The 12806-nt window shown below is 67.4% G+C and carries 12 protein-coding genes; 6 read left to right on the top strand and 6 right to left on the bottom strand.

What is annotated here, in order from left to right:
- Positions 1 to 16 precede the first annotated feature (16 nt).
- Together BR47_RS0120290 and BR47_RS0120285 are read right to left on the bottom strand one after the other, a co-directional pair.
- Entirely contained in the window at positions 17 to 985 is a 969-nt protein-coding gene (locus tag BR47_RS0120290; protein WP_029120602.1) for an NAD-dependent epimerase/dehydratase family protein, read from the bottom strand.
- Complete coding sequence (locus BR47_RS0120285; RefSeq protein ID WP_090562900.1) at positions 985 to 1773, bottom strand: crotonase/enoyl-CoA hydratase family protein; 789 nt, start codon at positions 1771 to 1773, stop codon at positions 985 to 987. The genes BR47_RS0120290 and BR47_RS0120285 overlap by 1 nt, the downstream gene beginning before the upstream one ends.
- Before the next feature lie 93 nt (positions 1774 to 1866).
- Here BR47_RS0120285 and BR47_RS0120280 point away from each other — a divergent pair, with 93 nt between their 5' ends.
- On the top strand, positions 1867 to 3519 hold the full coding sequence (locus tag BR47_RS0120280; RefSeq protein ID WP_020100760.1) for an acyl-CoA synthetase: 1653 nt from the start codon (positions 1867 to 1869) through the stop codon (positions 3517 to 3519).
- A 13-nt stretch (positions 3520 to 3532) separates the two neighbouring features.
- Positions 3533 to 4654 carry an NAD(P)H-dependent flavin oxidoreductase gene (locus BR47_RS0120275; protein WP_029120601.1) on the top strand — a complete coding sequence of 374 codons (1122 nt, stop codon included), beginning with the start codon at positions 3533 to 3535 and terminating at the stop codon, positions 4652 to 4654.
- A 22-nt stretch (positions 4655 to 4676) separates the two neighbouring features.
- Here the strand turns inward: BR47_RS0120275 and BR47_RS0120270 are convergent, their stop codons facing one another.
- Positions 4677 to 5369, bottom strand: a complete 693-nt coding sequence (locus BR47_RS0120270; protein WP_029120600.1) for an LpqN/LpqT family lipoprotein — start codon at positions 5367 to 5369, stop codon at positions 4677 to 4679.
- A 101-nt stretch (positions 5370 to 5470) separates the two neighbouring features.
- On the opposite strand from BR47_RS0120270, the gene BR47_RS0120265 reads away from it, so the two are divergent.
- Complete coding sequence (locus BR47_RS0120265; protein WP_029120599.1) at positions 5471 to 6574, top strand: methyltransferase; 1104 nt, start codon at positions 5471 to 5473, stop codon at positions 6572 to 6574.
- Here the strand turns inward: BR47_RS0120265 and fadD17 are convergent.
- The 3 genes from fadD17 to BR47_RS0120250 are packed head-to-tail and all read right to left on the bottom strand — an operon-like array spanning position 6571 to position 10439.
- Complete coding sequence (fadD17, locus tag BR47_RS0120260) at positions 6571 to 8133, bottom strand: long-chain-fatty-acid--CoA ligase FadD17 (protein ID WP_020100756.1); 1563 nt, start codon at positions 8131 to 8133, stop codon at positions 6571 to 6573. The genes BR47_RS0120265 and fadD17 overlap by 4 nt on opposite strands.
- A 7-nt stretch (positions 8134 to 8140) precedes the next feature.
- Positions 8141 to 9241: an acyl-CoA dehydrogenase family protein gene (locus tag BR47_RS0120255; RefSeq protein WP_029120598.1), complete on the bottom strand. Its 1101-nt coding sequence runs from the start codon at positions 9239 to 9241 to the stop codon at positions 8141 to 8143.
- 16 nt (positions 9242 to 9257) lie between these two features.
- A complete protein-coding gene (locus BR47_RS0120250; protein WP_029120597.1) occupies positions 9258 to 10439 on the bottom strand; it encodes an acyl-CoA dehydrogenase family protein in 1182 nt (393 codons plus the stop codon).
- A 202-nt stretch (positions 10440 to 10641) separates the two neighbouring features.
- Here BR47_RS0120250 and BR47_RS0120245 point away from each other — a divergent pair, with 202 nt between their 5' ends.
- From BR47_RS0120245 to BR47_RS0120235, 3 genes are all read left to right on the top strand, one after another.
- The gene (locus BR47_RS0120245; RefSeq protein WP_029105068.1) at positions 10642 to 10833 is read left to right on the top strand and encodes a ferredoxin; all 192 of its coding nucleotides are present in this window, start codon (positions 10642 to 10644) and stop codon (positions 10831 to 10833) included.
- 13 nt (positions 10834 to 10846) lie between these two features.
- Positions 10847 to 11764, top strand: a complete 918-nt coding sequence (locus tag BR47_RS0120240) for a 3-oxoacyl-ACP reductase (protein ID WP_020100752.1) — start codon at positions 10847 to 10849, stop codon at positions 11762 to 11764.
- 275 nt (positions 11765 to 12039) lie between these two features.
- Complete coding sequence (locus BR47_RS0120235) at positions 12040 to 12804, top strand: MlaE family ABC transporter permease (protein WP_029105067.1); 765 nt, start codon at positions 12040 to 12042, stop codon at positions 12802 to 12804.
- The last annotated feature ends 2 nt before the right edge of the window (positions 12805 to 12806 follow it).

The raw sequence follows: 12806 nt of genomic DNA, 5'->3' as shown, positions 1-12806 counted from the left end.
GAAAATCGTGCGCAAATCACGCAAAAGATTCGACGATCGACTCTCGGGGGTCGCGCCAGGTCAGGCTCAGGTCGGCCAAGGTCAGGCTGTCGTCGGTGGGGACGGCGGCCGTCAGCAGCAGGGCGGCTTCGTAGCTCAGCCCCTCCGCCAGCGGCAGCCAGCGCCCGGCGAAGTCCGATACCCGGCCGACGCCGCGAAACATGCCGGGCGACAGTGGAATCCGCCGAATGGAGCGGCCCAGCGCCGACTGCAGCGCGTCGACCATCTGATCGAACGTCAGCATCACCCCGCCGCAGACATAGCGCTTCGGGCCGCGACCCGGCCGCATCAGCGCCGTGTGCACCCGCGCCACGTCGCCGACATCGATCATCTGCATGCCGCCGCGCAGCCGCGGCGCGACGCGGTACCGCACGATCGGGTCCCAACCACGTTGTGTCACACCGACTGCCGTGTGGAATGCCGGGCCGACGACCGACGACGGGTACGTCACGACGACGGGCGCGCCCGCGGCCTGCAGCCGCCGCGCCGCGTTGTCGGCATAGGCCTTGGTGCGGGCGTAGTCGCTGCGGCCCGGTGCCGGGGGAGTGTCGGGGCCGATGACACCGTCGGTCGGCGGGAACAGCGAGCTGTAGGACGACACCGAGACCACGGGGTCCAGCCCGAGCTCACAAGCCCGGGTCAACAGAGCCTCGGTGGCGTAGGCGTTGATGTCCCACATCAGCTGTGTACGCCGGCTGTCGGTGCCGACGACGCCGGCCGCGTGCAGCGCGGCGTCGCATCCGGTCAGCAGCTCGGAAACCGTTGCGGGATCACGGATGTCGCCGGTCAGGACCTCGAGCGGACCTACACTGCCCAGCGCGTCGAGCGCCGCGTCGTCACTGCCGCCGGGAACCACCAGCAGCCGGACGGTATGCCCGGCCGCCAGCAGGGCGCGGACGGTGTGGGCACCGACGTAGCCGGTGCCGCCCGTCACCGCGATGTGCATCAGCGCATCTTGAACTGCGGCGCGCGCTTCTCCTTGAACGCCAGCGGGCCTTCTTTGGAGTCCTCGGACAGGAACACCGGGATACCGTTGGCGGTATCGGGCTTGAAGGCGTCCAGTTCGTGCATGCCCTCGGTCTCGCGGATGGTCTTCAGGATGGCCTGCACCGCCAGCGGACCGTTGTTGTTGATCACCTCGGCGATCTCGAGCGCCTTCTCCAGCGCGGTGCCGTCCGGCACCACATAGCCGATCAGCCCGTAGTCCAGGGCCTGCTGCGCGGTGATGTGGCGGCCGGTCAGCAGCATGTCGCACGCGATGGTGTACGGAATCTGGCGCACCAGGCGCACCGCCGAACCGCCCATCGGGTACAGGCTCCACTTGGCCTCGGAGATGCCGAACTTGGCGCTCTCGCCGGCGACGCGGATGTCGGTGCCCTGCAGGATCTCGGTGCCGCCGGCGATGGCCGGGCCCTCGACCGCGGCGATTAGCGGCTTGGTCAGGCGGCGGCCCTTGAGCAGACCGTCGATGCGCGACGGGTCGTAGCTGCCGTCCTTGAACGAGTCGCCCGGCGGCTTCTTGGCGGCGCCCTTGAGGTCCATGCCCGCGCAGAAGTAGCCGCCGGCGCCCGTGAGGATGCAGGTGCGGATCTCCGGATCGCTGTCGACGCGGTCCCAGGCCTCGACCATTATCGAGAGCATCTCGGACGAGAGGGCGTTGCGCGCCTCAGGTCGGTTCAGGGTGACGATCAGGGTGTGTCCGCGCTGCTCAATGAGGGCGTCGGGGCCAGCCAATTTGCTATCGCCGGGTTCGCTCACGGGTACCAACTTCCGGTCTCGAGATCGTTAGACTTGTCACAAAATGTAACACGTTCTAGTTTATGTAACGTGGCTCTGAACATCGCAGATCTCGCCGAGCACGCCATCGATGCTGTGCCGGACCGCGTCGCACTCATCTGTGGCGACGAACAACTGACCTATGCCCAATTGGAGGAGAAGGCCAACCGCCTGGCCCACTACCTCCAGTCGCAGGGCGTGAAGAAAGACGACAAGGTTGGGCTGTACTGCCGCAACCGCATCGAGATCGTGATCGGCATGCTCGGCATCGTCAAAGCCGGCGCGATCCTGGTCAACGTCAACTTCCGCTACGTCGAGGGCGAGCTGAAGTACCTGTTCGACAACTCGGACATGGTCGCCCTCATCCATGAGCGCCAGTACTCCGACCGGGTGGCCAACGTGCTGCCCGAGCTGCCGCTGCTCAAGACCATCCTGGTCGTGGAGGACGGTAGCGACAACGACTACCTCAGATATGGCGGCGTCGAGTTCTACTCCGCCATCGCCGACAGCTCGCCCGAGCGCGACTTCGGTCCGCGCAGCGAGGACGACATCTACCTGCTCTACACCGGCGGCACCACCGGATTCCCCAAGGGCGTCATGTGGCGCCACGAGGACATCTACCGAGTGCTGTTCGGCGGCACCGACTTCGCGACCGGCGAGCCCATCGCCGACGAATACGACCTGTCCAAGCAGGCCGCCGCCAACCCGCCGATGATCCGGCTCCCCATCCCGCCGATGATCCACGGCGCGACGCAGTCGGCCACCTGGATGGCGCTGTTCACCGGCCACACCGTGGTGCTGATGCCGGAGTTCGACGCCGACGCCGCGTGGCGAATGATCCACGAGCACAAGGTGAATCTGCTGTTCTTCACCGGTGACGCGATGGCGCGGCCGCTGCTGGACGCGCTGCTGGCGCACCAGGAAGCCGGCAACCAGTACGACCTGTCGTCACTGTTCCTGCTCGCGAGCACCGCCGCACTGTTCTCGACCAGCCTCAAGGAGAAGTTCCTCGAGCTGCTGCCGAACCGCGTCATCACCGACTCCATCGGCTCGTCGGAGACCGGCTTCGGTGGCACCAGCATCGTGGCGAAGGGCCAGTCGCACACCGGCGGACCGCGCGTCACCATCGACAAGAACACCAAGGTCCTCGACGAGGACGGCAACGAGGTGGTTCCGGGCTCGGGCGTGCGCGGCATCATCGCCAAGTGCGGCCACATCCCGGTCGGCTACTTCAAGGACGAGAAGAAGACCGCCGAGACCTTCCGCACCTACAACGGGGTCCGGTACGCGATCCCCGGCGACTACGCCGAGGTCGAGGCCGACGGCAGCGTGACGATGCTGGGCCGCGGCTCGGTGTCGATCAACTCCGGTGGCGAGAAGATCTACCCCGAAGAGGTCGAGGCCGCACTCAAGGGGCACCCGGATGTGTTCGACGCCCTGGTCGTCGGCGTTCCGGACCCGCGCTTCGGTCAGCACGTCGCGGCCGTCGTGCAGCCGCGCGAGGGCACCAAGCCGGCGCTGGCCGACCTGGATGCGTTCGTCCGCAGCGAGATCGCCGGCTACAAGGTGCCGCGCAGCCTGTGGCTGGTCGACGAGGTCAAGCGGTCCCCGGCCGGCAAGCCCGACTACCGCTGGGCCAAGGAGCAGACCGAGGCGCGTCCCGCCGATGAGGTGCACGCGAAACACGCAGGCGCACAAGCCTAGTCAGGAACGAGAAATGAAAACCGAACTCTGCGAACGCTTCGGGATCGAATACCCGATCTTCGTCTTCACGCCGTCGGAGAAGGTGGCCGCCGCCGTGACCCGTGCCGGCGGCATGGGTGTGCTGGGTTGCGTCCGGTTCAACGACGCCGACGACCTCGAGAACGTCCTGCAGTGGATGGACGCCAATACCGACGGCAAGCCGTACGGCGTCGACATCGTGATGCCGGCCAAGGTCCCCACCGAGGGCACCAGCGTCGACATCAACAAGCTGATCCCGCAGGGGCACAAGGACTTCGTCGCCAAGACCCTCGCCGAGCTCGGGGTGCCGCCGCTGCCGGCGGACGAGGAGAAGAACGAAGGCGTGCTCGGCTGGCTGCACTCGGTGGCGCGCAGCCACGTCGAGGTGGCGCTCAAGCACCCGATCAAGCTGATCGCCAACGCACTCGGCTCGCCGCCCAAGGACGTCATCGACCAGGCACACGCCGCGGGCGTTCCAGTGGCCGCACTGGCCGGCTCGGCCAAGCACGCGGCACGGCACGTGGAGAACGGCGTCGACATCGTCGTCGCCCAGGGACACGAGGCCGGTGGCCACACCGGTGAGATCGGCTCCATGGTGCTGTGGCCGGAAATCGTTGATGCCCTTGGTGGTTCGGCCCCGGTGCTGGCCGCCGGCGGCATCGGCACGGGACGGCAGCTGGCCGCCGCCCTGGCGCTGGGCGCGCAGGGCGTCTGGATGGGCTCGGCGTTCCTGACGTCGGCCGAATACGACCTCGGTGTGCGTCTGGAGTCGGGCGTTTCCGTTGTGCAGCAGGCGATGCTGAACGCGACCTCGGCCGACACCGTCCGCCGCAAGATCTACACCGGCAAGCCGGCCCGGCTGCTCAAGAGCCGCTGGACCGACGCCTGGGACGCCGAGGGCGCGCCCGATCCGCTGCCGATGCCGCTGCAGAACATCCTGGTCAGCGAGGCCCATCAGCGCATGAACGAGTCCGGTGACCCGACCGCGGTCGCGATGCCGGTCGGTCAGATCGTCGGCCGGATGAACGAGATACGTCCGGTCGAGACCATCATCGCCGAACTGGTCGCCGAATTCGAGGCCGCCACCAAGCGCCTGGATGCCATCCGCGACAACTGATTTCGCGCGCGGCAGGTGAGTTTCAGCGCGACGGCGTGATCTTCACCTGCCGCGCCACCACATCGGTGGCCGCCTGGATGATGGGCGTCTGGTCCGCCGCGCCGTCCGCATTCAGTTGCAGGACATAGGTTGCCCCGTCAGACGGGAAGATCACCGTCTGCTGCGCGACGAATTTCGTCTTGCCATCGGACACCCAGGTGCCGGCGATCCGGTAGGCGGGGTAGTCGCGCACCTTGGTTTCCGTTCCGGGGCCCGACGGCGTGAAGCCCGGCAGGTTCTGAATCTCCCCGGGCGCGGTGGCCATCAGCGCCTTGGCGTCGACGTCACCGGTCAGCTTCGACAGCAGCGCGACGACGCTCGGCGCGTAGTTCGCCGCGTCGACGGGTCCGTTGTAGATGATCGAGTCGTAGGCCCACGGCGGATTGTCGTCGCCGGTGGCCCGCCAGCCGTCCGGCTTCGGCAGGTCGACCTTCGGCTCGCCCGGATCGGTGCGGTGCACCTGCTGTTCGGTGATCTTGTGGTCTTTGATGTAGCTGGCAATCGTCGGGTTGGGGCCGTCGGCTGCCTGTTTGTTGCCCGCGTCCGCCGCGGTCGGCGCGGCGCTCGTCGCGTTGTCGGACGACGCGCTCGCATCGCTGCCGGAGTCGCAACCGGCCAGCACCACAGACAGTGCGGTCGCTGCCGCGACGAGGCCGGTGATCGCGGACAATCTCATACGGCCGAGACTAATCCACAATTCCCGGGCTGATCCTGTGAGCCGCACCGGGGCCGTCGCGAAATCGGCTCTAGCGTGGGTGTTAGCTGTGGCATTACTGTGTGCCCGTGGCAAACGCGCAGAAACCACCGCCCGCCTGGCTCATCGACGGCATCGGCCGCGTCCGTGACGGGCTGGGCCAGTTGCGCCGGTCCGTCGTCCCGGCGAACGTCGCGCTCTTCGAGCTGGGACAGGGCGCCTGGCTGACCCAGGCCATGTACGTCGGCGCCAAGCTGGGCATCTTCGACGCCCTGGCGGCCGGCCCCGCATCGGCCGACGACGTTGCGCGCCGGGTGGGTTCGCACCCCGGGGCCACCGCACGGCTCATGCGGGCACTGGCGGGCAACTCGCTGCTCAAGCACGGGCGCGACGGCCGGTTCGCGCTGAGCCGGCTGGGGGACGCCCTGCGATCTGATGCGCCGGGCTCGCTGGCACCGATGCTGCTGTTCATCGGCCATCCCAAGCACTGGGAGCACTGGGGCCAGTTGCTGTACTCGGTGCAGACCGGCAAGACGTCCGCGGAGATGCTGCGCGGCATGCCCATCTTCGAGTACCTCGAGAAGGATCGCGACCTGGCCGCGGTTTTCAACAACGCCATGACCGCGGTGTCCGCCATGGCGATCGAAACCCTCATGCCCGCATACGATTTCACGCGTTTCCGCAATATCGTCGACGTCGGTGGCGGGCACGGGGCCCTGCTGTCCGCGGTGCTGCAGCAGGCCACCGACGCCAGCGGTGTGCTGTTCGATCTACCGTCCGTCGTGGCCGGAGCCGGCCCGGTGCTGGACGCGGCCGGCGTATCCGACCGGGTGACCGTCAGCGGCGGTTCGTTCTTCGACGCGGTCCCCGAAGGCGGGGATGCCTACCTGCTGAAGACGATCATCCACGACTGGGACGAGGACAGCGCGCTGGTGATCCTGCGGAACGTCCGCAAGGCGATCGACCCCGCCGGCACCCTGGCCCTCGTCGAATTGGTGCTGCCGGAAGGCACGCCGAACCACCCCGGCATGCTGCTGGACCTGGAGATGCTGGTGGCTGCCGGCGGTCGGGAGCGCACCGGTTCGGAATACGCGGAACTGTTGGCGCGCGCAGGCTTTCGGCAGACCCGCGTGGTCCCGACGGCCGGGCCGATGTCGCTCGTCGAGGCCGTCCCGGTCCACGACTAGCGGGCGATCGCGAAAACCGGGTCCGCGCAGTCGGTGCCCTCGGCCGACAGCTGCCGCTTGATGACCTTGAAGGTCTCGGTGCGCGGCAGGTTCGTGGCGACACGGATGAACCGGGGCCACTGCTTGGGGCCCAGATCCTCTTGGGCGGCAAGGAAAGCGCTGAAGTCGTCGGCGGAGAATGTCGCGTCGTCGAGCAGGACGAGTGCCGACATCACCTGGTCTCCGACGGCAGGGTCGGGGATCGGGTAGACGGCCGCCTCGACCACGTCGGGGTGCCGCAGCAGCACCTGCTCGATGGGTGCGGTGCCGAGGTTCTCACCGTCGACGCGCATCCAATCGCCAAGGCGCCCAGCGAAATAGATGTATCCCGCTTCGTCCCGGTACGCCAGGTCGCCGGTGTGGTAGATGCCGCCGGCCATGCGTTCGGCCTCGGCGGCCTCGTTGTTGTAGTAGCCGCGGAACCAGCCGCGGCCCGTCGGGTTCACCAGTTCGCCGACCACGCCCGGCGGGCACGGCAGGCCGGTGTCCACGTCGACGATGGCCACCTCGTCGGTCAGCGGACCGAGCGCGCCGGCCGGCGTGTCCGGGGTGCGGGCGATCGCGACGCCGCCCTCGGTGGAGCCGAAACCGTCGACGACAATGACGCCGAAACGCTGTGCGAACCGGTTCAGGTCACGCGGGGCACCCTCGTTGCCGTACATGAACTTCAGGGGATTGTCGGTGTCGTCCGGGCGGGCCGGGGTGGCCAGGATGTACGACAGCGGCTTGCCGACGTAGTTGGCGTAGGTGGCGCCGTAGCGGCGCACGTCCCGGAGAAAGCCCGACGCGGAGAACTTGCGGCGCAACGCGATCGAGCCCTGTGCCGCCAGTGCGACCGCCCAGCCGGCCATCACCGCGTTGGAGTGGAACAGCGGCATCGACAGGTAGAACGTATCGTCGCGCCCGAGGCCGAAGCGGTCGGCCAGCATCTGTCCCGGGAACGCCACCTTGTCGTGCGTGACGCGGACGGCCTTGGGGTCACCGCTGGTGCCCGAGGTGAAGATCAGCATGAACAGGTCGTCGGGATCGACATCGGCGAACTGCACGGGCGTGCCGGCGAAACCGGCGAGTTCGGTTGCCCACGAAGCGGATTCGACGTCGATGACGTCGATGCCCGCGGCGTCGAGCCCGGCCGGGACCAGGTCGGGATTGTCGGCGAGCACCAGCTGGCAGTCGGAGCGCTCGGCATCGCCGACCAGCGCCGCCCCGCGGCGGGTCGGGTTGAGGCCGACCGGAACCAGCCCCGCCAGCGCGGCGGCCACCAGCAGCGACGAGAAGAACGTCGTATTGCTCAGCAGCACACCGATATGCGGTGGCTTGGCCGGGTCCAGTCGCGCCTTCAACGCCGCGGCCAACTGTGCGCCCGCGGCGATGTGGTCGGCCCAGCTGATCAGATCAGCCGGGCCGCCGTCATCGTCGGGTGAGGAATCGTCCGGCGCCGCAACGCAGTCGTACAACCCGCGGTCGGTGACGCCGACGAGCGGACGTAGCAGGTCGCTGACGGTGGGACGGTTGGACATCAACTGATCAGACCGGCGTCTCGGCCAGTTCGCGCCCGATCTGCAGCAGCTGCCCGGTGGCGCTGCCGACCGCGAACTCGGTCTGCTTGGCCGCCAGGAAGTACCGGTGCACCGGGTGATCCATGTCGATACCGACACCGCCGTGCACGTGCACCGCGGTGTGCGCCACCCGGTGGCCGGCCTCGGCGGCCCAGAACGCCGCGGTGTTCACGTCGATCTCGGCCGGCAGACCCTCGGCCACGCGCCAGGAGGCCTGCGTCAGCGTCAGGCGCAGCGCCTTGACGTCGATGTAGCCGTCGGCCAGCCGGGACGACACGGCCTGGAAGCTGCCGATCGGGCGGTCGAACTGCTCGCGCTCACGCGCGTACAGCGCGGTGAGCTCCAGCGCGCGTTCCACCACGCCGAGCTGGAATGCGCTGCGGCCCAGGGCACCCCGCAGCTGCAGCCAGGCGAGCACCTCCGCGCCGCCGACGACGCGGTCAGCGGCGACGGCCACGCCCTGCAGATCCAGGTGCGCGACGCTGCCGTGCCCGGTGGTGTCCAGCGAGGTGACGGTGACGCCGGAATCAGCGGCGGCGACCAGGAAAACCTTGACGCCGGAATCGCTTTCGGCCGGCACCAGGAAGGCGTCGGCGACCGGGCCGTACGCGACCTGGGTACGCGTGCCCGTCAGCTTGTAGCCGGTCTCATCGGATCCGGTGGCCTGCACCGGGCCTTGACCCATCTCACCGTCGAGCGCGGGCACGACGATCTTGGTGCCGGCGACCGCCGGGGTGGCCCACTCGGATTGCAGCGCGGCCGAACCGAACTCGGCGATGGCGCCGGCGGCCAGGATGGTCGACTCGAGGTACGGCACCGCCGCGAGCTGACGGCCCAGTGCCACCAGCACGGCCGACTGCTCCAGCGGACCGAAACCGCCGCCGCCCACCGACTCCGGTGCGGTGGTGGACAGGATGTCGGAGTCGATCAGCTTGGCCCACAGGTCACGGTCGAACCGCTCGTCGAGCTTGTCCAGTTCCTTCTGGCGCTCCGGGGTCACCACCGATTCGGTGATGGACCGGACCAGGCCGCCGAGGTCCTCGGATGCTTCGGTTGTCTTGAAGTCCATTTCTCGCCGCTCTCTCTTAGCGATTCACTCGGGGCAGGCCGAGCGCGACCATGCCGATGATGTCGCGCTGAATCTCGTTGGTGCCGCCGCCGAAGGTCAGGATCAGGCAGGACCGGTGCCAGCGCTCGATCCGGCCGCGCAGCAGCGCGCCCGGGGTGTCGCGGCGCAGGGTCGCCGAGGTGCCGAGCACCTCCATGAGCAACCGGTAGGCCTCGGTGGCCAGTTCGGTGCCGTACACCTTGGCCGCCGACGCGTCGGCGGGGGAGGGCGCGGAGTCGGTGGCCGAGGCCAGCTCCCAGTTGATGAGCTTCAGCACTTCGGCCTTGGCGTGCACGCGGGCCAGGTTCAGCTGCACCCACTCCGAGTCGATCAGGCGCTTGCCGTGGTGGTCCTTGGTGTTCTGGGCCCATTCCCGGACGCCGTCCAGCGCGACGAAGATCGGCTGTGCCGACACCAGGGCCACGCGCTCGTGGTTGAGCTGGTTGGTGACCAGCTTCCAGCCGCCGTGCTCCTCGCCGACCAGGCTGGAGGTCGGGACGCGGACGTCCTGGTAGTAGGTGGCACTGGTATCCACGCCGGACATGGTGTGCACCGGGGTCCAGGAGAAGCCCTCGGCGGTGGTCGGCACGATCAGCATCGAGATGCCGCGGTGCTTCTTGGCGTCGGGGTTGGTGCGGGCCGCCAGCCAGACGTAGTCGGCGTAGGCGATCAGCGACGTCCACATCTTCTGGCCGTTGATGACGTAGTCATCGCCGTCGCGGACGGCGGTGGTGCGCAGCGACGCCAGGTCGGTGCCGGCGCCGGGCTCGGAGTAGCCGATGGAGAAGTGCAGCTGGCCCGCGGCGATCTTGGGCAGGAAGAACTTCTTCTGCTCCTCGGTGCCGAAGTGCATGATCGTCGGCGCCACCGAGTTGATGGTCAGGAATGGCACCGGGACGTTGGCGATGGCCGCTTCGTCGTTGAAGATCAGGCCGTCCATCGGGGGCCGGGCCTGGCCGCCGTACTCCTTCGGCCAGCTCAGCGTCAGCCAGCCGTCCTTGCCCATCTGCTCGACGGTCTCGCGGTAGACGTTGCCGCGTCCCATCTCACCGTCGTTGGACGCCAGGGCCTCGGCGCGCTCCGGGGTCATGAGCTTGGTGAAGTACGAGCGCAGTTCGCGCCGCAGCTCCTCCTGCTCGGGCGTGTAGCCGATCCGCATCGAACTCATCCTTTATCAGTTGAATTTGGGCTAGGTCTTCGGTCCGTTTGTCACGTTGCTGAGGTCGCTTTCGGCGACCCATGCCTACTCAAACTTGTAACACGTTCTAGTCTTGCGGTCCAGAGCGTGCCACACTGGCATCGCCATGGCGGGGTCGTTATGTTGGCCTCACCGTCGAAATCCGGGCTGTCAGGAGGGTGTCATGCGGGTTGAAGTTGATCACGACCGCTGTGAAGGAAACGCGGTTTGCGTGGGAATTGCGCCGGACCTTTTCGATCTGGACGACAACGACTATGCGGTAGTCAAGGCCGATCCGGTGCCTGCCGACCAGGAAGCGCTGGCTGAGCAGTCCATCGCCGAATGCCCCCGGGCAGCCCTTCTCCGTAAAGACTAGAGGTATTCATAAATTGACTAGCGAAATCGACTCCACCGACCTCTCCGGCAAGGTCGCCGTGGTCACCGGTGCCGCCGCGGGCCTGGGCCGCGCCGAGGCCATCGGCCTGGCGCAGGCCGGCGCCACCGTCGTGGTGAACGACATGGCCGGCGCGCTGGACAAGTCGGACGTGCTCGCCGAGATCGAGGCCGCCGGCTCCAAAGGCATTGCGGTGGCCGGGGATATCAGCGCCCGAAGCACCGCCGACGAACTGGTCGCCACCGCGGACAGCTTGGGTGGGCTGAACATCGTCGTGAACAACGCCGGCATCACCCGCGACAAGATGCTCTTCAACATGACCGACGAGGACTGGGACGCCGTCATCGCGGTCCACCTGCGCGGTCACTTCCTGCTGACCCGCAACGCTGCCACCTACTGGCGCGCCAAGGCCAAGGAGTCGGCCGACGGCAAGGTGTACGGCCGGATCGTCAACACCTCGTCCGAGGCCGGTCTGGCCGGTCCGGTCGGCCAGGCGAACTACGGCGCCGCCAAGGCCGGCATCACGGCGCTGACCCTGACCGCGGCCCGCGGCCTGGAGCGTTACGGCGTGCGCGCCAACGCGATCGCCCCGCGGGCACGTACCGCGATGACGGCCGATGTGTTCGGTGCGGCTCCTGGTGAGGGTGAGGTCGATCCGCTGTCGCCCGAACACGTTGTGAAATTGGTGCGTTTCCTTTCCTCGCCCGCGTCGGAAAACGTGAATGGCCAGCTCTTCATCGTTTATGGTCCGACTGTGACCCTGGTAGCAGCGCCGACGGCAGAGAGCCAGTTCACAGCGCCGTCCGCTGAGTGGGACATGACACAACTGAGTTCGACGTTGCGCGGATATTTTGCTGACCGCGATCCGGAGCGGAATTTCTCTGCGACTGCCCTGATGGAGTCGAGGGACTGAACGTCCCGGATTCAGTGCTGACGCGGCGCAGAAAGCGTCGCGTCAGCACTAGAACCTGTTTCAGTGACGACAACGTCAAAATATATGCTGAGCTGCGATTATATGTCGTTTCCCAGTGATTTTGCTGTTCTTTTGCCACTGCGAACGTGTTCTAGCTACTATGAGCCGGCTCACAAGAGCTACGCATTACACCGTGGTTGTCAGGCCGCTGCGAACGAGGGAAATCCCACTCTTCGCCGTGACTGCAGAATCAGGACCGAGAATGGAGTCGAAGGTTGATCGAACAGCTTGCGGCTCCGGCCAGGGCCGTTGGCGGGTTCTTCGAAATGGCCCTCGACACATTCACCAAGATGTGGCGCCGGCCGTTCCAGTTCCGGGAGTTCTTCGAACAGACCTGGATGATTGCCCGCGTATCGCTCGTGCCGACCCTGCTCGTCGCCATTCCGTTCACCGTGCTGGTGGCTTTCACGCTGAACATCCTGCTGCGTGAGATCGGCGCCGCCGACCTCTCCGGCGCAGGCACCGCCTTCGGTACCGTCACCCAGCTCGGTCCCGTCGTCACCGTGCTCGTCGTCGCCGGCGCCGGTGCCACGGCCATCTGCGCCGACCTCGGCGCCCGCACCATCCGCGAAGAGATCGACGCGATGCGAGTGCTGGGCATCGACCCGATCCAGCGTCTGGTGGTGCCCCGCGTCCTGGCGTCGACGTTCGTCGCCGTGCTCCTCAACAACCTGGTGTGCGCCATCGGCATTTCCGGCGGCTACGTCTTCTCCGTCTTCCTGCAGGGCGTGAACCCGGGCTCGTTCATCAACGGTCTGACGGTGCTGACCGGCCTGGGTGAGCTGATGCTCGCCGAGATCAAGGCCGTGCTGTTCGGCCTGCTCGCCGGCATGGTCGGCTGCTACCGCGGCCTGACCGTCAAGGGCGGCCCCAAGGGCGTCGGCATCGCGGTGAACGAGACCGTGGTCTACGCCTTCATCTGCTTGTTCGTCATCAACGTGATCATGACCGCCATCGGCGTCCGAGTACTGGTGAGGTGATC

The sequence above is a fragment of the Mycobacterium sp. UNC410CL29Cvi84 genome (assembly GCF_000686745.1).
In the GTDB taxonomy this organism is placed as follows: Bacteria; Actinomycetota; Actinomycetes; order Mycobacteriales; family Mycobacteriaceae; genus Mycobacterium; species Mycobacterium mucogenicum_B.
The sequence above is the reverse complement of the archived record's forward strand: the minus strand, read 5'-3'. Positions and strand labels throughout refer to the sequence as shown.